Consider the following 20,549-nt stretch of genomic DNA (forward strand, 5'->3'; position numbering starts at 1 on the left):
GAGTAGCACTATTTTTTAAGAATAAGCACATGCTGATCATTACATTGTAGATTGTAAAAATTAACAATGTCTCTAATGTGCTTTTTCTTGTATTCTTTATTTTGAATTTTAGCCACTAACTCAGGGCAATCGGAAAAATAATCTGAAGCTGCATTTTTAAAGTTTTTACTAAATAGCTGATTTGATCCCAAGTGGGTTACTTCTCCTTTAACTCCTTTAGTAACATATAAGTTTTTTATATCGTAATAATTACCATGCATCATGTTCATTTGCCCATTTGTACCACCAACGAACATTGGGGCAGAATAGCCTGTTTGTTCAAGAACATATAAATTTACAGCACCTATTTCAAGTTCTCTTACTACATTAAAATAGCCATCGCTAGTTTCTAAGTAAATATAGGTAGTTGGCTCAACCCTATCATTGATAACTACTTGCTCTAAATTTTCAAAATGGTATTTTTGAGACTTATCCCCTTTAAATTTTTTGAATTTTACTTGGTCGCCATTTACAAGCTTTGCCAAACCCTGAAGTTTATTTCCGTTCTTAAAATATAGAGTAGCGGTATCGCTTTGAGCGATGGTAATAGATGATCCTACAAAACAGCAGATTAAAACTAGAAGAATTGTTTTTTTCATAGTAAGTAAATGATCGTTCTAATCTAAAACGAGCGCATTATTACAATGTTATATTATTTGTCTTAAAATCGATGAAACACCTCTTTTAAAAACAAAACTTTTAATCTTTTATCGGTTTTGTAATATTTAGCTTTTGAAGCAAAGGATCATCTTCGTTTAATACTCTTTGGGTTCTTAGATAACGCCCTACATTATATGAATCGTAATTTGGGGATTCTTTGTCAACACTGCTAATACGTACCATTTCAGATGAATGTATAAATTGATTATTACCTATCCACATACCCACATGAACTACTTTTTCTGAAGTGGTTTCCGTTGCTTTTCTTCCAAAGAACAATAAATCACCTTTCTTTAATTTACTGAAATCTGCAATTGAATCTATCGGTTTACCAGCGTGTACTTGTTGAGAAGCGTCACGTGGTATTACCATACCGTTCAAATAATAAATAGTCTTTGTATAGCCACTACAATCAACACCTTTTGTAGATGTGCCGCCCCATAAATAAGGTACGCCCATCAATGTTTTTGAGGTTGCTATAAGTGATTCTACCGTATAATCTAAACTAGATAACCATGTCTCATATTCTTGTGCTTCATGCTTCAAAATATAAGCTTCTCTACCATCTGGAAATTCAACTTTATAAAACTCTTCATCACTACTTAATAGTTTTAATATGCTTCCGGCAACGATATCCGATGTTCTATTCTTAGCCTCTTCAGAACTAAATGCATGCCCATAGGTATTCGTATAAATGATTTTATCTGCGGTTGACCAATTTTCAATATCCTTGGTATTCATTAATTGAATTCCACCAAGATTAACCCATGCCAAATACTTATCTGGTGTTTGTATCAGATACCAATCTCCTTCTTTTTTTAGAACATTAACAACGGTTCCTAAAGTAGCCTGTGTTGCTAATTCTGCTGAATGTTTAGGATTACTTCTAAGATTGGCGGCAGAGATGTTAATAACTGCCTTGGTCATACCCTCTAATTCATCTGCAGGTAAAATTTTTATTTCGTTGGTAGCATTAATCCCTTTTTCTTTTAAAAGATTATTTAAAGAATCTACAGCTAGCGGTAAATTAGTTTCACCGACCATAGTAAAGCCTGACGGACCATCTAATACTTCTAAATTAAAAAGAGCCGTTCGTTTATCTGGCGCAAAAGCATTCTTTATAATTTCAATTTCTTGAACCAATAATTTCTTTTCATCCATATGAAGCCCACATGCTGTATTTAAAACAATCAAAATCAATACAAAAGCCCTCTTTAACATAATTCTCTTCATCCGTAAAATAATTTCTAATAGTATTAGCCTTGTGAAATTATGTAATTTTATCGCAAATGAAGAAACTAAAGGTCATAGAACTTTTTGCGGGTGTTGGTGGATTTCGCTTAGGATTAGAGGATACTGAGAACTTCGAGGTAGTTTGGAGCAATCAATTTGAGCCTAGTACAAAAGCACAGCATGCCTCAACAGTCTATGAAGCTAGATTTGGCTCTGAAAACCACAGAAATGAAGATATTTCTGAAGTACCGACCAAAGACATACCTGATGCAGATATTTTAGTGGGTGGTTTTCCTTGCCAAGATTATTCCGTAGCGGCTACATTAAATAATTCTAAAGGTCTTATTGGTAAAAAAGGGGTTTTATGGTGGAGTATTCATAGAATTTTATCGGAAAAGAAAAATCCTCCTAAATATCTATTTCTTGAAAATGTAGACAGATTATTGAAATCTCCATCAAATCAAAGAGGTAGAGATTTTGCCATTATGCTTAAAAGTTTAGACGACTTAGGTTATGCTGTAGAATGGAGAGTTATTAACGCTGCAGATTACGGAATGCCGCAAAGACGAAGACGTATTTTTTTCTTAGGCTACCATAAGTCTACTCCGCTTTATAAACAATTTAAAAAAACCAAAGCTGAAGATTGGATCTTTGAAAAGGGAACCATAGCAACGGCTTTTCCAATAACAAGCACTTCTTCAAAAATAATTTCTTTTGATATAACCAATGACCTAGTATCACTATCTGAAAATTTTAATCTGGGTGAAAAATTATCTCCATTTCAAAATACCGGAGTCTTCATAAAAGGAAAAGTATATACTACTAAATCAATGGCTAGTTATATTGGTAAAAGATCAGTCTTAGCAGATATTTTACAGAAAGAAAAAATACCTGAAGAATTTTATATTCCTGAACAGGATTACGATAAATGGTATTATTTAAAAGGTGCAAAGAAAGAAACCCGTACTTCTAAATCTGGTTTTGCTTATCATTATAATGAAGGTAGTATGATTTTTCCGGATGCGTTAGACAATGCTTCAAGAACAATCATTACAGGTGAAGGTGGTAAAAGTGCATCGCGCTTTAAACATGTTATCAACACCAAAGAAGGGTTGCGTAGATTAACTCCTGTAGAATTGGAACGTTTAAATATGTTCCCCGATAATCATACGTTACTCGAAGGCATATCAAATACTAAAAGAGCATTTTTTATGGGCAATGCCTTGGTTGTAGGTGTGGTTAGAAAAATAGGTGAAGTACTTTCAGAAAAAATAAAATCTGCTTAATATAACTTTCTCTTCTTTAGATTTATAGAACATTTTTTGCTTTTGTTTTGTTTTAAAAAATAGTTATATAAAATCTGTCTTTAAGCACAACATATTGTTAATCAACGTTTAAAATTAGGAATTGTCCTTTTTTTTGTTATTTTATTAGGTATGGTAAAAGTAGAAAAGTCAGAAAACGTAGAATTTTTAGAAAAGTCAATTCAACATTTAGAAGCCACCGGTTTTGAGAATATTAAAGCTGATATGGAGGGTTATGAAACTCCGAAATCATACGCAAGAAAAGGTATGGAAGACAACGTTACACCAGACATAGTGGCTATCAAAAATGGAAGAAAGTATTATTTTGATATAAGCCTAAAATCACCAAAGACAAGATTACTGAAATCTAAATGGTTGTTTTTAGATACCTTAAGTAGAATGAACTCTAACAGATTTAGGATTATTACTACTAAAGGTCATTATAAGTTTACCGATAATATGCTTGAGGATATTAACTTAAGTAATAAAACACCCATCAAAATTTAAAAATTAAAATAATTTATACAAAAGAAAGTCCGCTATTTGCGGACTTTCTTATTTTTTGATCATTTCTATATGCGGTATACCGTCTTCCAAATACTCTTTTCCTGTTGCATTAAATCCTAAATCAGTATAGAATTTGGTAAGATATTTTTGAGCTGAAATTTTAATTTTATTTTCACTAAAACGGTCTTCTATAGCTTTAATAGAAGCTTCCATAATTACTTTGCCATAACCAAATTTTCTATATTCCTTATGTACTGCTACTCTACCAATACTTGCTTGGTCAAAATAATCGCCTGGTTTAAAAATTCGCGTATAAGCTACTACTGTGTTGTCTTTAAATCCGATTACATGAATAGCTTTTTCATCTTTACCATCTAAATCTAGATAAACACAATCTTGTTCTACAACAAAAATATCGCTTCGCAATTGTAGCACATTATATAGTTCTTTACTATCGAACTCTTCAAAACCAATTACCTTTATATCTAACATGAATTTGCTTAATTAACTAGATATGTTCATATCTATAACTATCTAAATATTTGATTATTAAGTATTTGTAATAACTATTTAGGGTTATCAACATAGTTGTAATAACTATCTATTGAAGCGGAATCTTTTCAATTCTACGTTCATGTCTACCACCTTCGAAAGAAGTATTTAAAAATGTAGAAACCATCTCAAGTGCTTGAGGTAAAGAAATATACCTTGCCGGTAAACTCAAAATATTGGCATCGTTATGTTCTCTAGCTAATTTAGTTATCTCTTTTGTCCAACATAGAGCAGCTCTCACATTTTGTTGCTTATTAGCGGTCATACAAGCCCCATTACCGCTACCACAGATTATAATTCCATAATCTGCAATACCATTTTCAACATCAAGAGCCACAGGGTGTGCAAAGTCAGGATAATCAACACTATCAGTACCATCTGTACCATAGTTAATAACTTCAATATGTATAGATTTAAGTAAACCTATAATAGCTAACTTGTATTCAGTACCAGCATGGTCGTTACCAATAGCTATTTTCATATACTTTATATTTAAAGGTTAATAGTTCAAGGTTTATATCCAGTGGGGGTGGAACAAAACTATGCTAAAGGTACAATAATCAGGCATTCACAACAAAAAACTAAGGGTTCACAACAATTCTTGTTAGACTAGAAATTAAAATTGTTAATTAGTATGTTATAAGCGAGATTACTTAATGCATAAATTGTTTAGAAAAAGTTGCTAAAAAATTAGGTTATTAAAGTTAACATCTGCTTACACTTTTAATCCTCTGAAGACGAATTTAAATATTAGAAACTATTAGAGGATTTTCATCAAATTAATACCCCTAGTTAACATTAAAATTACATTTAGTTATTAATAAATTCATGTTAATAGCACTTATAAACCGTGTTTAATAACTTCTCAAAATACTGATTTTCAATTATAGTTTCATAAAACATATTGTCAACAAGTATTAGTATCTCATAAAGGCAAATAAAATTGAAATAACTTATTCTAGATATTAACAAGCTATAATAATCATTAATATTTAATTTAATTTAAAAGAAAAAATGCCTAATATGATATATATGTTAATAACAACTCGTTTTCTTAACTTTTGAATAAGAAGTTGAATAACAGCTAGTGGATTATAATTCGTAATTTTCCAACAAATAAAAAGTTTAATGTCGAAGAAGAATAAGAAGGCGAAGAATCATAGAAAGAACGAAATTACAAGAGGAATTTTTACCGTTCTTGAAAAGGAGCCGAATAAAAGTTTCAACTATAAGCAGATTGCTGCTAAAATAAATATTACAGATGCTCAAGATAGAAACACCCTTATTAAAAGGTTAACTGAGCTTAAAGAGAAAAAAAGAATACAAGAAGTAGATAGAGGTCAGTACAAAGTTTTAGAAGATACTAAAAGCTATCATGAAGGTACTGTAGATGTTACAGGAAAAGGTAATGCATATATTGTTGTCGAAGGTATGGACGATGATATTTTTATACCGGCCAATAAATTAAACAAAGCATTTCATAAAGATAAAGTAGAAGTATATATCTACCCTCGAAATAAGAGTAAAAAGCTTGAGGGTGAAATAGTTAAAGTACTTGAAAGATATAAAACAACATTCGTTGGTATTGTTGATATGCAAAAAACTTTTGCATTCGTAAGACCTTCAGATTTTAGAATGTACACCGATATTTTTGTTTCAAAAGATAAATTAAATGGAGCAAACGATGGTGAAAAGGTTTTAGTAGAAATCACCGATTGGCCCGATGATGTAGATTCTCCTTTTGGTAAAGTTACCGATGTATTAGGTATACCGGGTGAACATGATACTGAAATTCATTCCATTTTAGCAGAGTATGGTTTACCATATTCTTTTCCTGCAGATGTACAGAACTTTGCAGATGGGCTAGATACTAGCATTAAAGAAGAAGAAATAGAAAAGCGTAGAGATATACGAGATGTTCTTACGTTTACTATAGATCCAAAAGATGCAAAAGATTTTGATGATGCATTATCTTTTCAAAAATTAGAAAATGGTAATTATGAAATAGGAATACATATTGCCGACGTTTCTCACTACTTACAAAAAGATACCATTTTAGATGATGAAGCTTATGAAAGAGCAACATCGGTTTATTTAGTAGATCGTGTAGTACCTATGTTACCAGAAGTACTTTCTAACAATGCTTGTTCATTAAGACCTAATGAAGAAAAATATACTTTTTCTGCTATTTTCGAATTAGATAATAATTCAATAATAAGAAATCAGTGGTTTGGAAGAACTGTAATTGATTCTAATGAACGTTTTGCATATGAAGAGGCTCAGTATATCATAGAGAACGGTAACGGAAATATTCCTGAAGATATATCGATACGAGAAACTGCATATAGCGTTTCTAATGATGTTGTAGAGGCTACATTAGAAATGGATAGACTCGCTAAAATTATGCGTGCTAAGCGTATGGATCAAGGTGCGCTTTCTTTTGATAAAGTTGAAGTTCGTTTTAATCTTGATGAGAATAGCGAACCTATTGGAGTTTATTTTAAAGAATCTAAAGAAGCTAATAAACTTATCGAAGAGTTTATGTTATTGGCAAATAGAAAAGTGGCTGAATTTATTGGTAAACAAAAACCTAAAAAGACATTTGTCTATAGAATACATGATGATCCAGATCCAGATAAATTAATGGCTTTAAATGGTATCGTTTCTAAATTCGGACATAAGTTAGATTTTAAGGATAAGAAATCTATCAGTTCTTCTTTGAACCAATTATTACAAGATGTAAAGGGAAAAAAGGAGCAAAATATGGTAGATACGCTTACCATACGTAGTATGAGTAAAGCGATTTATACTATAGATAATATTGGTCATTATGGTTTAGCTTTTGATTATTATACCCATTTTACTTCTCCTATTAGAAGATATCCAGATGTAATGGTGCATAGATTGTTACAGCATTATTTAGATGGTGGTAATTCTGCAAATGCAGAAGAATTTGAAAAGAAATGTAAGCATTCTTCTGATATGGAATATTTAGCGTCAAGTGCTGAACGTGACTCTATTAAATATATGCAGATTAAATTCATGCAGGATCATAGAGATGAAGAATTTCGCGGAGTTATCAGTGGTGTTACCGAGTGGGGAATCTATGTTGAGATTATAGCCAACAAATGTGAAGGCATGATACGTATTAGAGACATCAAAGGAGATTATTATATCTTTGATGAGAAGCAATATGCTATCGTAGGTGAACGTACCAAGAAGAAATATACTTTGGGCGATGAGATTACGGTTATGGTAAAAAGTACAGATTTAGTTAAAAGACATTTAGATTTTGCTTTAATTCCAGATAACAATAATTAATTTGGAATAGATTTTGGTATAAGAAGCCTGAATTAAGAATACATTTCAAATATAAAATGTATTCTTATATAAATTACATAGAAAAGAATGAAACAAGTTTTAGTTATAATGTTTCTCTTAGGATGTCTTTTGGTTACTGGCCAAGATAATGAGATTACCCAAAACTTAGAACCTTTTAAAGAGTTAAAAGGTTTTGATGGTTTATCTATTAATCTTATTAAATCTTCAGAAAACAAAGTTATCATAACTGGTGAAAATACAAGTAAGGTAGCTATTGTTAATAACGATGGTATTTTAAAAATACGAATGCAAATAGGTAAGATTTTTAGCGGCTATAAAACTTTTATAGATTTATATTATGCTTCAGATTTATTGGTTATTGATGTAAATGAAGACGCGAGAATTGTTACTGAAGATATTATTCAGCAAGATATTCTCGAACTAAAAGCTCAAGAAGGAGGTGAATTAATTGTAAGTGCAGAGGTAGAGCAAATGTTAATCAAGTCAGTCTCTGGCGGAATTATTAGAACAGCTGGTTCTTCAAATCTACAAGACGTTCAGATAAATACTGGTGGTATTTATGAAGGTAAAGGATTTGTTACCAATTTTTCTACTATAAATGTAAACGCTGGTTCTAGAGCCGAGATAAATGCAAAGGATTATGTGAAGGCTACAGTTAAAGCTGGTGGTGAAGTTTTAGTATTCGGTAATCCAAAGAAACTTGAAGAGAAAACGGTATTTGGCGGTACCATTAAAAGAATGCAATAGTACATGTTAGAAGATATTCAGGCAGCAATTCCTTTAGGCTTTTTCCTAAGCTTTATGGTTGGGCCGGTTTTCTTTGTGCTTTTACAAACAAGTGCTGTAAAAGGATTTAGAGCTGCAATTACTTTTGATTTAGGCGTTTTACTCGCAGATGTTCTTTTTATACTTGTGGCGTATTTTAGTAGTTTTCAATTACTTGAAAATTTAAGTAATCAACCTGGTCTATATGTATTTGGAGGAGTTATTCTATTGATATACGGACTGGTAACTTTTTTCAAAGTCGATAAAAAAGTGATACCAGATGAGTCTAAGAAGATTCGTAAGTCTGATTTCTTCGGACTTTTTATTAAAGGTTTTCTACTTAATTTTATTAATATCGGAGTTCTTGTTTTCTGGTTAGGAATTATTATAATTTTTGGTCCTTCCTTAGATAATCAACCAAATCGCTTTTTTATTTTTTTTGCTACAGTACTACTCTCCTATTTTGTAACAGATATTTTTAAAATACTTTTAGCTAAACAGTTGAAACGAAAATTGACTGCAAAAAGGATAATTATTGTAAAAAAGATAATAGGAATTATATTAGTTATATGTGGTATTGTTTTGATAGTAAAAGGATTTCTTCCTAAGGATCAATTCAATATAGAACAGGAATTAGAGCGGTTTGAAACAAATATAACAGAATAAAAAAAGCCGGTTATTGACCGGCTTTTTTTATGAATAAAATTAAAGTTTTATTTCTTGTACTTATCGTTAAGTAATTTAACTATTTCATCAGTAAGGTCATTAGCGTCCTTTCCATAAAGAACACTGCCACCATCTCCACCACCTAAAATATAAGAGTATCCATTTGTTTGACCATAAGCTTTAATTTCTTCTTTAACTTTTGATACAAGGCTGTCCATTTCGGTTTGACCTTCTATCTGCAATTGTTGATCTTGTTGTTGAAGTTGTTGACCGATCATCTGACCTTTTTGTTGCATTGCTGCATATTCTTCTTGAGCTTTTGCTTGAGACATTGATTGTGCTTTAGATTGAAAAGCTTGTGCTTCTAATTGGAAAGCTTGAGAAATACTATCTCTAGTTTTAGCTAAGGCATCTGCCTTTACTTTGAATTTAGATTCCACATCAATTTTTTGTTGATATTCATCCATCAATTTTACGTTATCCACGTAACCAATTTTTTCTTGTTGGCAAGATGCTAATAATGCGATAGCGAAAATTACAATTAGGTTTTTCATTTTTTCATTTTTATGTGGTGTAAAAGTAATAAAGCTTTTAGAATGAAAATATTTTTAAATAGAGATAAATTAACAGATATCTATATAAATAGATATTTGTTATTGTATTTTTTATAAATATTGATTTTACTTATTATAAAGACAAGTTTTAAGTAGTATTTAAGCTATTATTATGTTTTATTTGATATTGTATATAGGTTTTATTAAATAATGCTTTAAATCTCTTTTAAATAGGTTTTTACTCTTTTTTAAGCACATAAATTAGGGAAGAATACTCACTTGATGACTTTGCCTTCATATTTGAGATAAAACCTCTGTAAAACGCTTTGAAATAATTTGATGAACCAGATTTATATTTTTCTGATAAAAGTGATACATAGTAAGAATCAAAATACATTGGAATCGTTTTGACTACTTTTATTTTTTTATTTTTAAAAATATTTTTAATCGCATTTTGAGAAAAATGCCATAGATGTCTTGGTGTATCATAAGCTGCCCAAAACTCTTTGTAGTATTGAGCATCGTATGATTTGTAATTTGGAACGGCAATTATAAGTGTACCATTGTTATTTAAAAGAGATCTTATTTTATTTATTTGTTCGTCTAAATTTGGTAAATGTTCTAGTACATGCCATAAGGTAATAACATCAAATTTTTTATTATTTAAATCATCTAGCGATTTATATATTTCTAAATTTTTATCTAATGCTTTCTTTCTTGCATTATCATTTAGCTCTACTCCTACAGTATTCCAATCTTTTTTATTGGCATTAAAAAGAAACTCGCCAGTACCGCATCCTATATCTAGTAATTTTTTTTCACCAACATTAAGTCCTTTAATTAATTTTACTTTTTTATTTAGGGTATATTTTTTAACCAATTGATAAATATTTTCAACGATACCATTGCTAGAATCTGAGTGTGAAATATAATTATTAGGGTCATAGTATTTTCCTAAATCTTTAGGTACTGGTTTGGTTACAAGTATATCTAATTTAGGATTATACTCTAATTCAAATGGTTCTTGAGTTACTAAATAATCTTTGGTTAATATTTTAGAAATTTGATTTGGCATTTTGAACTAAAGATGGTTTATAAGTGATGTTTATTTTCATTGTTCCACGTGGAACAATTTGCCCTACCTTCCAAGATAAACTAAAAGAACACTGATGTCACTCGGAGTAACTCCACTGATTCTTGAAGCTTGAGAAATGGTAACCGGTTGAATTTTTGTCATTTTTTCTCTTGCTTCAAAAGATAAAGATTTCAATTTTGAGTAATCAAAATTGGCAGGAATTTTTACCGCTTCTAATCGGTGAAGTTTGTCTGCATTAACTTTTTCCTTAGCTATATAACCAGAATATTTAATCTGTACTTCTGCTTGTTCAAGAATTTCTCCATCGAAATTATTCTCTTTTATATAATTAGATACCGCATCTAATTGAAGCATGTGATCCATAGTTACATTGGGTCTGGAAAATGCTTTATACATTTTATCAGATTGTTTTACTAAAGATGAATCAACACTTTCGAAAATTGGATTTATGTCTTTTGGTAATACACTAGTTTCTTTAAAGAAATTAACAAGGGCTTCAGATTGTTCTAGTTTTTGTTCCATTCTTTTCATTCTAGAATCTGTTGACAAACCTATGGAATGACTTAAAGGTGTTAATCTTAAATCTGCATTATCTTGTCTTAGTAGTGTTCTATATTCTGCACGAGAAGTAAACATGCGATATGGTTCTTCTGTTCCTTTTGTAATTAGGTCGTCAATTAAAACGCCAATGTATGCTTCGTCTCTTTTAAGTATTAACGGATTTTCTTCTTTAAGTTTTAAATGTGCATTTATACCAGCCATTAAACCTTGCGATGCTGCTTCTTCATATCCAGTGGTTCCGTTTATTTGTCCGGCGAAATATAAATTTTCAACTAGTTTAGTTTCTAAGGTATGTTTTAATTGTGTCGGTGGAAAGTAGTCGTATTCTATTGCATAACCCGGTCTAAAGAATTTTACTTTTTCAAAACCTACAACAGAACGCAAAGCTTTAAATTGCACATCTTCTGGTAATGAAGTTGAAAATCCGTTCACATATACTTCTACAGTTTCCCATCCTTCAGGTTCAATAAACATTTGATGACTGTCTTTATCTGAAAATCTGTTTATTTTATCTTCAATGGATGGACAGTATCTAGGACCTAAACTTTTTATTCTACCGTTGAACATTGGTGATCTATCAAAACCTTCACGTAACAAATCATGTACTAGAGCACTCGTATGTGTCATGTGACAATCGCGTTGATGTGCTAATGGTTTTGTATTTGTATATGAGAATTTTTCAGGTATTGCATCACCCGGTTGAACTATCATTTTTGAATAATCAAGAGATCTACCATCAACTCTTGGAGGAGTTCCTGTTTTCATTCTTCCACTTTCAAATCCTAATTCAAGTAATTGTTCCGTTATTCCGGTTGCAGCTTTTTCTCCTGCTCTACCTCCACCGAATTGTTTTTCACCAATATGGATGAGTCCATTTAAAAAAGTTCCGTTGGTTAATACCACTGCTTTAGATTTAATATCAATGCCCAAAGAAGTTTTTACACCAACAACTTTATGATTTTCTACTAACAATCCTGAAACCATTTCTTGGTAAAAATCCACATTGGGAGTACGTTCTAACATTAAACGCCACTCTTCAGCAAAACGCATTCTATCGTTCTGAGTTCTCGGACTCCACATTGCAGGTCCTTTAGATTTATTTAACATCTTAAATTGAATTGCAGATTTGTCTGAAACAATTCCGCTGTATCCACCAAGAGCATCTATCTCTCTTACAATTTGTCCTTTTGCAATTCCTCCCATAGCTGGGTTGCAAGACATTTGACCAATGTTCTGCAAATTCATAGTTACTAATAGGGTTTTTGAACCCAAATTTGCAGCTGCCGCTGCCGCTTCTGCACCGGCGTGTCCTCCGCCAACTACAATTACATCATATTCTTCTCCAAACATATCTTCTATTGTTCCACGTGGAACAGCTTTAATTTTTCTTCTTCTTTAGCGCGCATTTCGGCAGTAGCTGTATCCGATTTATCCGAATAACCCATAAGATGTAAAACCCCATGAATCATTACGCGTTTTAATTCATTATCAAATGAAACATTAAACTCTTCTGCGTTTTCTTTTACGCGGTCTATTGAAATGTATAGGTCGCCTGAAACGTTTTTTCCTGACACATAATCAAAAGTGATAATGTCTGTTAGATAATCGTGTTGTAAGTAATCTTGATTTATTTTAAGCAAGTAGTCATCACTACAAAAAATATAGTTAAGTTCAATTATAGAAAACCCTTCGGTATCACAAGATTCTGTAATCCATGAATTGAAGTTGTTTTCTGCTACAAGTTTAAAGTCAGTTAGGTAATTATAATTAATCATTTGCTTTGAAGTACTCTTTAACCTTAGATTGAAAATTTTGCCGCAAAGGTAAGCTTTGCCTATTTAAAATTTCAACTTCATTATGATAATTATCTAATAATGAGGGTTTAGTAGTAATAGGATTTGTGAAGTCTTTGGTATTTCTATTACTTTCTCGCTCAGATTTCTCTCCTTGTTTAAGTGCTGCGTTTTCCAATTTCAACAATTCATACTGTATAGTATTGACTTTGTTGATAGTACGTTGTGTTACTCCATTTTCTAAAAGATCATTTTCAAAATCTTCCATCTGTTTGATTAATTTTTGACCTAGTTTTTGGTCATCGGAATTAATCATGTTTTCAAGTTGTTTTTCTAATTCCTGTCTTAATTTTTGCTGATTTTGATAGATTTCATAAATTTCTTTTAGCTCACTTTCACTCATTGACCCTTGCCTTTGCCCGTTTGTACCGTTAGAGCCATTATTTCCTTGACCGTTTTCTCCACCCTGTCCATTTTCACTATTTTTTCCGTTTTTTCCTTCTCCATTTTTCCCATTTTCACCGTTATTTCCATTCTCTCCTTCTTTTCCGTTAGCCCCTTGTTTACCACGTTCGCCTTGTTTTCCACCTTCTCCACTTTTACCTTCTTTTCCTTCACTCCCAGACTGACCTTGTTGTCCCATTTTTTCACCTAACTCTTGTTGACCTTTGATGATATCCGGCAATTGAAAACCACCTTCACTTTCTCCAGAACCTTTTCCCATTTGCATACTCGAATTCATATTATCCATTACTTCGGCGAGAAAATCTGCAAGACTATTTGCTGCAGTTAAAACATATTTTTGATGAGAAATACCTTGAAACATTTGACCATCTGCCATAGTTTCTAAAGATTTATCAATGTTGTAATACACTTCGGTAATTTGTTCATTTACAAATTCTGAAAGTTCAGCTTGGCGAAGTGATAATGCAAAAAGACTATCATCTACATGTTCAAACAAACCCTTCAATTCATTTTGATCACGCACGGTTTCAGAATACTGGGTTGCATCTTGGTCTTCTCTAGCTGTTAGTCGGTCATATAAAGTTTCTTGTTTGAAAGAAAATATGATAAGATTATCAAGAATTTGTCTCAGCATTTCTGCATCTTCAGTTACAGATGAACCACCGCCTCCACCAGAAGATGATTCGCTAAGTTGTTCACTCATTTCCTTCATCTTTTCTGCAGCAGATTTTTGCTTCTTATTCGCATCAGTACTGTTTGGTTTATTCTTGTCGTTTATTGCATTTTTTTCTAGTTGTTCCAATGCATTTTTTTGGTCTTTTTTTATGCCTTCTTTTTTACTTTTTTCTAAATTAATATCAATCGGTTTTTTGAGCTTTTCATTGTCTTTTTTAAGGTCATCCATTTCAGCTGAAATCTCATCGAATTTTTTATTTAATTCTTTCTGTTTTTGAGCGGTATTATTTTCCTCATTTTGTTGAGAAAGTTCTTCTTGTTTTTTAGCTAACTCTTCTAAATCACGTGCAATTTGAGATGCCTTTTCAGTTACATAATACCGTTTGGTCAATTCTAGTAATTGCTCAAGACTACGCTGACTGTTTTGTTGTTTTTTACCAAGTTCCTCTAATTTTTTGGTAAGCTCTTCTTTTTTAATCTTATCAGCTACCTTGTTAAGCTCTTCAAGGAGTTGCTGGTTTTTCTTTGCTTGTTCTTCTTGGCGTTGTAATCGCTCTTGTAACAATTGGTTTAATTTATCATCTTTATTTTCCTTATTTAGATTTTCTTTTAATTCTTTGCTGAATTTTTGCATCAGCTGTTCTTGCTGTTCTTGTTTTTTTAGATAGTCTTTTATCTGATTTTTATCATTAAAATTTAGACTGTTTTTTTCTTTCTGATTTTGATTAATCTCTTCTAAGGATTCCTTCTGTTCTTTAGATTGTTGTAATGATTTATCAAGGTCTCTTATGAGAGATTGTTGGGACTCTAAATCTTTGTTTTTTAGTTGATTTTCATTTAGTAATACCTGCTGGTATATTTGGCTTTTTATCGTCTTGCCATTATGTATTGCATCGTTATCCGTAACCTCAAAATAAAAGCCATAACTTTTGCCTGCTTCAAGTTCTAAACCAGATGGGAAAGTGTAATAGAATTGTTCGTAATTAGAAGTAGATTTTAATAGGTTAACCGTATTCTTATTTTCCTCTTCTCCTACTTGAAAATACACTACATCTATTTTTCGTAAACCATAATCATCACTTGCATTACCAGTGTAGTAAGAAACATTCGGATTTAAACTATCCAGAACTTGATTAACCTTTATTGAAGGGTATGCATCTTTAATTACTTTAAAATTATAGGTTAGACGTTCGTAATCTTGTACGTTTTTGTTGTTAGTGGTTAGTTCATAATTCAAATCAGTATAGATTCGTTTTTCTAATTGAAAGATATTTTTTTCTTTATTTAACGGTATTACCGTATCTTTTGTAGAAAGATTAATCTTATCGGTATTTTCTCCATTTATCTTCCACTGTATTTTGGTTCCTTCCGGTATTACAGCGTTTCCCGTGCTTTTAATAGTATCATTTTGTTTGTTCAGGTACGATGGATATGTAAGATTCATGGTGAAATCTAAAATAGAAGGTGTCTCTAAAGCTGTTAAGGTATAATCTCTAGAACTTACTTCATTTGCTTTGAATTTAAAGTTCGTTGTGGATATCGGTGGGGTGAATACATATTCATACAAACCATTGTTTTTTTGTAAAAGAATCTGTTTGCCATCTATTTCAATATATACGTTCTCTGGTTTTACTTCCCCATTAGTAGCAACTTGTATAGTAAAGGTTTCATCTTGTAACGTTTTCAAATCTTTTGAAAATATTTCGAATTGGAACGGTGCTGGTTTTTCATAAGCCATTTCATAATTAACTACGCGTTCGTAACTGCCAAAAAAAGTATTCCAGTTACCGGAAATGAATAAAAGTGCTATTATGGCTATCGGAATTATAGCATATTTCGAATATTTCAAAGAATCTCTAAAATCTATTGCGTTTGAAAATGGAATATGATCTAATTGTTTTGATCTTTGGTTTATGCTGGCAAGTAATAATTCTGATTGTTGCGGGTCGTTTGCTAGATCTAATAAATTGGTAAGCTTATCTCCTACTTCAGGAAAATGTTTTCCGATTATTTGAGCGGCACCTTTTGGTCCGATACCTTGTTTTAGTTTAAATAAGTAGAAAATGGGAGTTAAAATGTATTTAAAAAGAAGAAATAGCTCAACTGCTATAAAAATTCCGAAAAGTATCATTCTTCCTGTGGTATTCAGCCATAGAAAATATTCTACTCCTAAAATCAATAAGAAAAACAGTAATCCGAAGGCAAAGAATAATAAGATACCTTTCAGTAGAACTTGAGAGTAGTGCTTTTGTATAAACTGATTTAATCGGTCTAAAATGTGCTGATAGTCTTGCAATTGTTCTTTTTTATACCAAGATAACGGTTATCACCAATGTTTGTTGGGAAATATTTGTTAAATCAAAACTCTGACCTGTTGATAACTACATAATTAAACGGTACTATTTAGCTGTTATTTGTAAAATTCCTATTTCGCATTTTTAAATTAAAAAGTTAGGGATGTGTATCTTTGTAGCCTTATAAAAATACTATGTCGAAAAAAGTTCGTGTTCGTTTTGCCCCTAGTCCTACTGGACCATTACATATTGGTGGTGTTCGTACCGCCCTATTTAATTATTTATTTGCCAAAAAACATGGCGGTGATTTTATTCTGAGAATAGAAGATACCGACCAGAATAGATATGTTGAAGGTGCTGAGCAATATATAATTGATTCTTTGAATTGGTGTGGAATTCCTTTTGACGAAGGTATTGGTAAAGACGGTGGTTTTGGTCCCTATAGACAGAGCGAGCGAAAATCATTGTATAAAAAATACGCCGATGAGTTAGTTGAAAAAGGTAAGGCATATTATGCTTTTGATACTTCTGAAAGTTTAGATGATCATAGAAAAGAGCATGAAAAACAAGGCAAAACCTTTATTTATAATTGGCACAATAGATTAAAGCTTGATAATTCACTTTCATTAATGCCAGAAGAGGTAAAAGCCAAGTTAGATAATGGTGATGATTATGTAATTCGTTTTTTAACTCCACCAGACGAAACGTTACATCTACAAGATCTAATACGTGGCTCAATAAAAATAGACACTAATGTTTTAGACGATAAGGTATTGTTTAAAAGTGACGGTATGCCAACATATCATTTGGCAAATATTGTTGATGACCATTTAATGGAAATTACTCACGTTATTCGTGGTGAAGAATGGTTGCCTTCTATGGCGTTACACAAACAATTGTATGATGCATTTGGTTGGGATTCTCCAGAATTTGCACATTTACCTTTGATTATGAAACCTGTAGGAAAAGGAAAGTTGAGTAAACGTGATGGTGAAAAAATGGGCTTTCCGGTTTTTCCGCTTTCTTGGAATGAATCTGTAGGGTATAAAGAATCAGGATATTTTCCTGAAGCAGTTATAAATTTCTTGGCTTTATTAGGATGGAACCCAGGAACGGAACAAGAATTGTTTTCTTTAGATGAATTGGTAGAAACGTTCAGTTTAGACCGTGTAAACAAATCTGGAGCGCGATTTGATCCTGAAAAGACCAAATGGTACAACCAACACTATCTTCAGGAAACTGCTGATAATGAGTTGGCTAAACTATTCTTACCAATAGTTAAAGGACATGCTTCTAATGATGACAAACTAGATTTAGAGTATGTGACCAAAGTAGTTACGCTAATAAAAGAACGTGCAGTTTTTGTTTCAGATTTTTGGGACTTGAGTGATTACTTCTTTGTTGCTCCGGCAGAATACAATGAGAAAGCAGCCAAAAAACAATGGAAAGAAGATACCGCTTCAATCATGAACGATCTTATTACTGTGTTAAAATCCATAGATGATTTTTCTTCTGAAAATAGTGAAACCATTGTAAAAGCATGGATTAGCGAAAAAGAATTGTCTTTCGGAAAAGTGATGCCCCCATTGCGTCTATTCTTGGTTGGCGATATGAAAGGTCCTCATATTTTTGATATTATGGCGATGATCGGTAAAGAAGAAAGTATTTCTAGAATAGAAACAGCTTTAACCAAATTGGGATAAAATAGAGTTTTCAGGAAAATAATAATAATTTTATTTTCCTGAAAATTCACTTAAGATTTCCATTGCCTTTTCGGTGTCTTTGATAGGAACAAAAATATGATCATGATAATACGCCGCAACCACATTGCAACTGATATTGTTTTTGGTCAATTTAGTAGAAACAGCGGCAGTTAATCCAACAGCTTCTAGTGCCGAGTGAACGTTAAGTGTAATCCAAGATGCAACAAATTCGTATTTAAAATTTAATTCATCGGCTTTAGCCTGTTCTAAGATTATGGTTATACCTTCTTTTTCTTTGAACTCGAATAAAATAATGTCCCTGGAAACATGCTGAATATCCTTTACAGATATAAAAACATAATTCCCTTTGTTCAAACTAGGTTTTAAACTCCTTAAAAGTATATTTAAATCGGTTTCTCCTGCCATTTTAGCGTTTTTGCTGAATTTTCAAAAAAATTTCGACCCTTCGGGTCAATTTACCAAAGAGAACGGCTTAAAATACCTCCTTTGATGATTAAAAAAGGTCCGTGGCAAAATTTTATACGCTTACCCATCTATCTTCTGCCCAAGTTTTCATTTCTGCGGCTGATAAAAATGTCCAAGCAATTATTCTACTTAGTTTATTACCCTGCCCCATTGGTGTAGTTTTGTGCTCCACAACTCCTACTTTTTCTAATCTATCATAAAACGCACGTAGGTTAGATTGCTTTGATACTAAAGTTGAAAACCAGGCACAATTTTTAGAATATTGAGCACTTTCATTAATCATATTAAGTACGAAACGTTTTTCACCCCCGTCTGTCCATAGTTCTCCACCTTGACCGCTAAAATTCAGCTCGGGTTTCTTGACCCTTTTTTTCTTTAGATTACTTAATTTTCTAAGTGTTCCGGCTTCTGCTTCTGCTTGTGTAGCGTGAAATGGAGGGTTACAAATAGCTAAATCAATCTTTTCTTCAGCATTTAAAATTCCAGAAAATATATGTTCTGGTTTAGGTTGGTGTCTAAATTCGACTTTACCATGAAGCGAAGGATTGGATGTCACAATTTTTTGTGCAACTTCAATTGCCCTTGGGTCTATATCGGTTCCTATAAACGACCATCCGTAAGCACTATTTCCTATTATTGGGTATACACAATTTGCTCCTACTCCAATATCCAGGCATTTAATTTTATCGCCTTTAACCAAATTTCCATCGTTACTGGCTGCCAAGATATCAGCAATGTGGTGAATATAATCTGCTCTTCCTGGTATCGGAGGGCACAAGAAACCATCTGGTATATCCCAAAAATCTAAGCCATATTGAGAAATTAAAATTGCTTTATTTAGAGCTTTAACAGCTATCGGATTAAAGAAGTCTATTGTAAAATTGCCGTATTTATTTTTAGTTACAAACGGCTTTAAATCGGTATTTACCAATTTAAGCGCCTTCAAATCGTAACGACCGGTATGTTTGTTTCGTGGGTGTAAAGTTGGTTTTTCTATACCTTCTTTTTTCTTTTGGTCTGCCATAATTTTTGAGCCTTATTAAGACTCCAAAGCTAACCTTAATTTTTAAGCAGTTGTTTAATTTTTTCGCATACGCTTCGGTCCGTACCACAACCAAAAGCCGGTAATCGTAAAAAGTAGAAGGGCCAAGCCCATTATAGTAGTATAGATTACTTTAATTTGCTTATTACTAGTGCCTATATAATCGTCTAAAATTGAACCATCGTGTATTTGTTCTATAAGGTCGGAATATCTGCGTTCTACATGAAGTAATTTGCCGGTTGCCCCATCTAATTGCAAACCCCAAAGGTGATTTACATAGACAAATTTGACCATACCTTTTTCTTTTCTAATATCAATTCGATCTATTTCTGTTGATAATTCTTCAGATACGGTTTGTAAAAGGTAAGTATTGGCGAGAGTGTGTAAACTATCAATAGGTAACCAATGTTTTAAAACGGTTGAAGTGCCCTCATATGATTTTGATAAAATTACTCCATCACTATGTTTTTTCCAACCCAAAAGTAGTCCGGTTATAGAGATAATGAAGAAGAAAATAAATAATGCCGCACCTGTAGCTCTATGAATTTTTCGAAAAATCCGTAACCATTTGGCTTGACTTTGTCTTTTTGTTTGGTTCGCCATAAATAACTGTAATATAGCTGTGCAATATAGTTAGATTAACCAGGCTCATTAATACGTAAAGTGTTAAAAGAGAATCTATATAGCATATATTTCAAAACACTATAACATGGTTTCAAAAACCTTGTTTTTTATAAAGTTTTGGTTAGTAATGTTTTGCTAAGCTTTTCTTTACTTAAAAGCGGATTGATAAGATTCAAATTCCGTATATT

At 32.1% G+C, this 20,549-nt stretch carries 18 protein-coding genes; 6 read left to right on the plus strand and 12 right to left on the minus strand.

The features are described 5' to 3' along the window. Positions 1–8: 8 nt before the first annotated feature. Complete coding sequence (locus DFQ03_RS01405; RefSeq protein WP_133671249.1) at positions 9–638, minus strand: hypothetical protein; 630 nt, start codon at positions 636–638, stop codon at positions 9–11. A gap of 100 nt (positions 639–738) precedes the next feature. Next, complete coding sequence (locus DFQ03_RS01410; protein ID WP_133671250.1) at positions 739–1,932, minus strand: SH3 domain-containing C40 family peptidase; 1,194 nt, start codon at positions 1,930–1,932, stop codon at positions 739–741. A 56-nt stretch (positions 1,933–1,988) separates the two neighbouring features. Here DFQ03_RS01410 and dcm point away from each other — a divergent pair, with 56 nt between their 5' ends. Next, positions 1,989–3,218, plus strand: coding sequence for a DNA (cytosine-5-)-methyltransferase (gene dcm, locus DFQ03_RS01415; protein WP_133671251.1), 1,230 nt, complete (start codon positions 1,989–1,991; stop codon positions 3,216–3,218). 150 nt (positions 3,219–3,368) lie between these two features. Continuing rightward, entirely contained in the window at positions 3,369–3,743 is a 375-nt protein-coding gene (locus tag DFQ03_RS01420; protein WP_133671252.1) for a hypothetical protein, read from the plus strand. Between the two features lie 48 nt (positions 3,744–3,791). Here the strand turns inward: DFQ03_RS01420 and DFQ03_RS01425 are convergent, their stop codons facing one another. Together DFQ03_RS01425 and DFQ03_RS01430 are read right to left on the minus strand one after the other, a co-directional pair. Further along, complete coding sequence (locus DFQ03_RS01425; protein ID WP_133671253.1) at positions 3,792–4,235, minus strand: GNAT family N-acetyltransferase; 444 nt, start codon at positions 4,233–4,235, stop codon at positions 3,792–3,794. A 109-nt stretch (positions 4,236–4,344) separates the two neighbouring features. Beyond that, positions 4,345–4,776: an RpiB/LacA/LacB family sugar-phosphate isomerase gene (locus tag DFQ03_RS01430; RefSeq protein ID WP_133671254.1), complete on the minus strand. Its 432-nt coding sequence runs from the start codon at positions 4,774–4,776 to the stop codon at positions 4,345–4,347. Positions 4,777–5,423: 647 nt separating this feature from the next. Between DFQ03_RS01430 and rnr the strand changes: the two genes are divergently transcribed. The 3 genes from rnr (at position 5,424) to DFQ03_RS01445 (ending at position 9,068) form a co-directional block, all read left to right on the plus strand. Next, a complete protein-coding gene (rnr, locus tag DFQ03_RS01435; protein WP_133671255.1) occupies positions 5,424–7,616 on the plus strand; it encodes a ribonuclease R in 2,193 nt (730 codons plus the stop codon). A gap of 87 nt (positions 7,617–7,703) precedes the next feature. Next, positions 7,704–8,384, plus strand: a complete 681-nt coding sequence (locus DFQ03_RS01440; RefSeq protein WP_133671256.1) for a head GIN domain-containing protein — start codon at positions 7,704–7,706, stop codon at positions 8,382–8,384. A gap of 3 nt (positions 8,385–8,387) precedes the next feature. Continuing rightward, positions 8,388–9,068 (plus strand): LysE family translocator, encoded by a 681-nt coding sequence (locus tag DFQ03_RS01445; protein ID WP_133671257.1) that lies wholly within the window; start codon positions 8,388–8,390, stop codon positions 9,066–9,068. A gap of 47 nt (positions 9,069–9,115) precedes the next feature. Here the strand turns inward: DFQ03_RS01445 and DFQ03_RS01450 are convergent, their stop codons facing one another. The 5 genes from DFQ03_RS01450 to DFQ03_RS01470 all read right to left on the minus strand — a co-directional run bounded on the left by DFQ03_RS01450 (position 9,116) and on the right by DFQ03_RS01470 (position 16,508). After that, positions 9,116–9,622, minus strand: a complete 507-nt coding sequence (locus DFQ03_RS01450; protein WP_133671258.1) for an OmpH family outer membrane protein — start codon at positions 9,620–9,622, stop codon at positions 9,116–9,118. A 238-nt stretch (positions 9,623–9,860) separates the two neighbouring features. Further along, the gene (locus tag DFQ03_RS01455) at positions 9,861–10,697 is read right to left on the minus strand and encodes a class I SAM-dependent methyltransferase (protein ID WP_133671259.1); all 837 of its coding nucleotides are present in this window, start codon (positions 10,695–10,697) and stop codon (positions 9,861–9,863) included. A gap of 63 nt (positions 10,698–10,760) precedes the next feature. Continuing rightward, a complete protein-coding gene (gene mnmG, locus DFQ03_RS01460) occupies positions 10,761–12,629 on the minus strand; it encodes a tRNA uridine-5-carboxymethylaminomethyl(34) synthesis enzyme MnmG (protein WP_133671260.1) in 1,869 nt (622 codons plus the stop codon). A gap of 5 nt (positions 12,630–12,634) precedes the next feature. After that, complete coding sequence (gene ybeY, locus DFQ03_RS01465; RefSeq protein ID WP_133671261.1) at positions 12,635–13,054, minus strand: rRNA maturation RNase YbeY; 420 nt, start codon at positions 13,052–13,054, stop codon at positions 12,635–12,637. Next, the gene (locus DFQ03_RS01470) at positions 13,047–16,508 is read right to left on the minus strand and encodes a DUF4175 family protein (protein WP_133671262.1); all 3,462 of its coding nucleotides are present in this window, start codon (positions 16,506–16,508) and stop codon (positions 13,047–13,049) included. Before DFQ03_RS01470 ends, ybeY begins: the two co-directional genes overlap by 8 nt. A gap of 192 nt (positions 16,509–16,700) precedes the next feature. Here DFQ03_RS01470 and gltX point away from each other — a divergent pair, with 192 nt between their 5' ends. Continuing rightward, positions 16,701–18,209: a glutamate--tRNA ligase gene (gene gltX, locus DFQ03_RS01475; protein WP_133671263.1), complete on the plus strand. Its 1,509-nt coding sequence runs from the start codon at positions 16,701–16,703 to the stop codon at positions 18,207–18,209. 30 nt (positions 18,210–18,239) lie between these two features. On the opposite strand, the gene DFQ03_RS01480 is transcribed toward gltX, so the two are convergent. The 3 genes from DFQ03_RS01480 to DFQ03_RS01490 all read right to left on the minus strand — a co-directional run bounded on the left by DFQ03_RS01480 (position 18,240) and on the right by DFQ03_RS01490 (position 20,340). After that, complete coding sequence (locus tag DFQ03_RS01480) at positions 18,240–18,635, minus strand: ACT domain-containing protein (RefSeq protein ID WP_133671264.1); 396 nt, start codon at positions 18,633–18,635, stop codon at positions 18,240–18,242. Positions 18,636–18,747: 112 nt separating this feature from the next. After that, positions 18,748–19,719, minus strand: a complete 972-nt coding sequence (rlmF, locus tag DFQ03_RS01485) for a 23S rRNA (adenine(1618)-N(6))-methyltransferase RlmF (protein WP_133671265.1) — start codon at positions 19,717–19,719, stop codon at positions 18,748–18,750. 54 nt (positions 19,720–19,773) lie between these two features. Continuing rightward, positions 19,774–20,340 (minus strand): PepSY domain-containing protein, encoded by a 567-nt coding sequence (locus DFQ03_RS01490; RefSeq protein ID WP_133671266.1) that lies wholly within the window; start codon positions 20,338–20,340, stop codon positions 19,774–19,776. Positions 20,341–20,549 lie beyond the last annotated feature (209 nt).

This window comes from Maribacter caenipelagi, from assembly GCF_004364175.1.
Classification (GTDB): domain Bacteria; phylum Bacteroidota; class Bacteroidia; order Flavobacteriales; family Flavobacteriaceae; genus Maribacter; species Maribacter caenipelagi.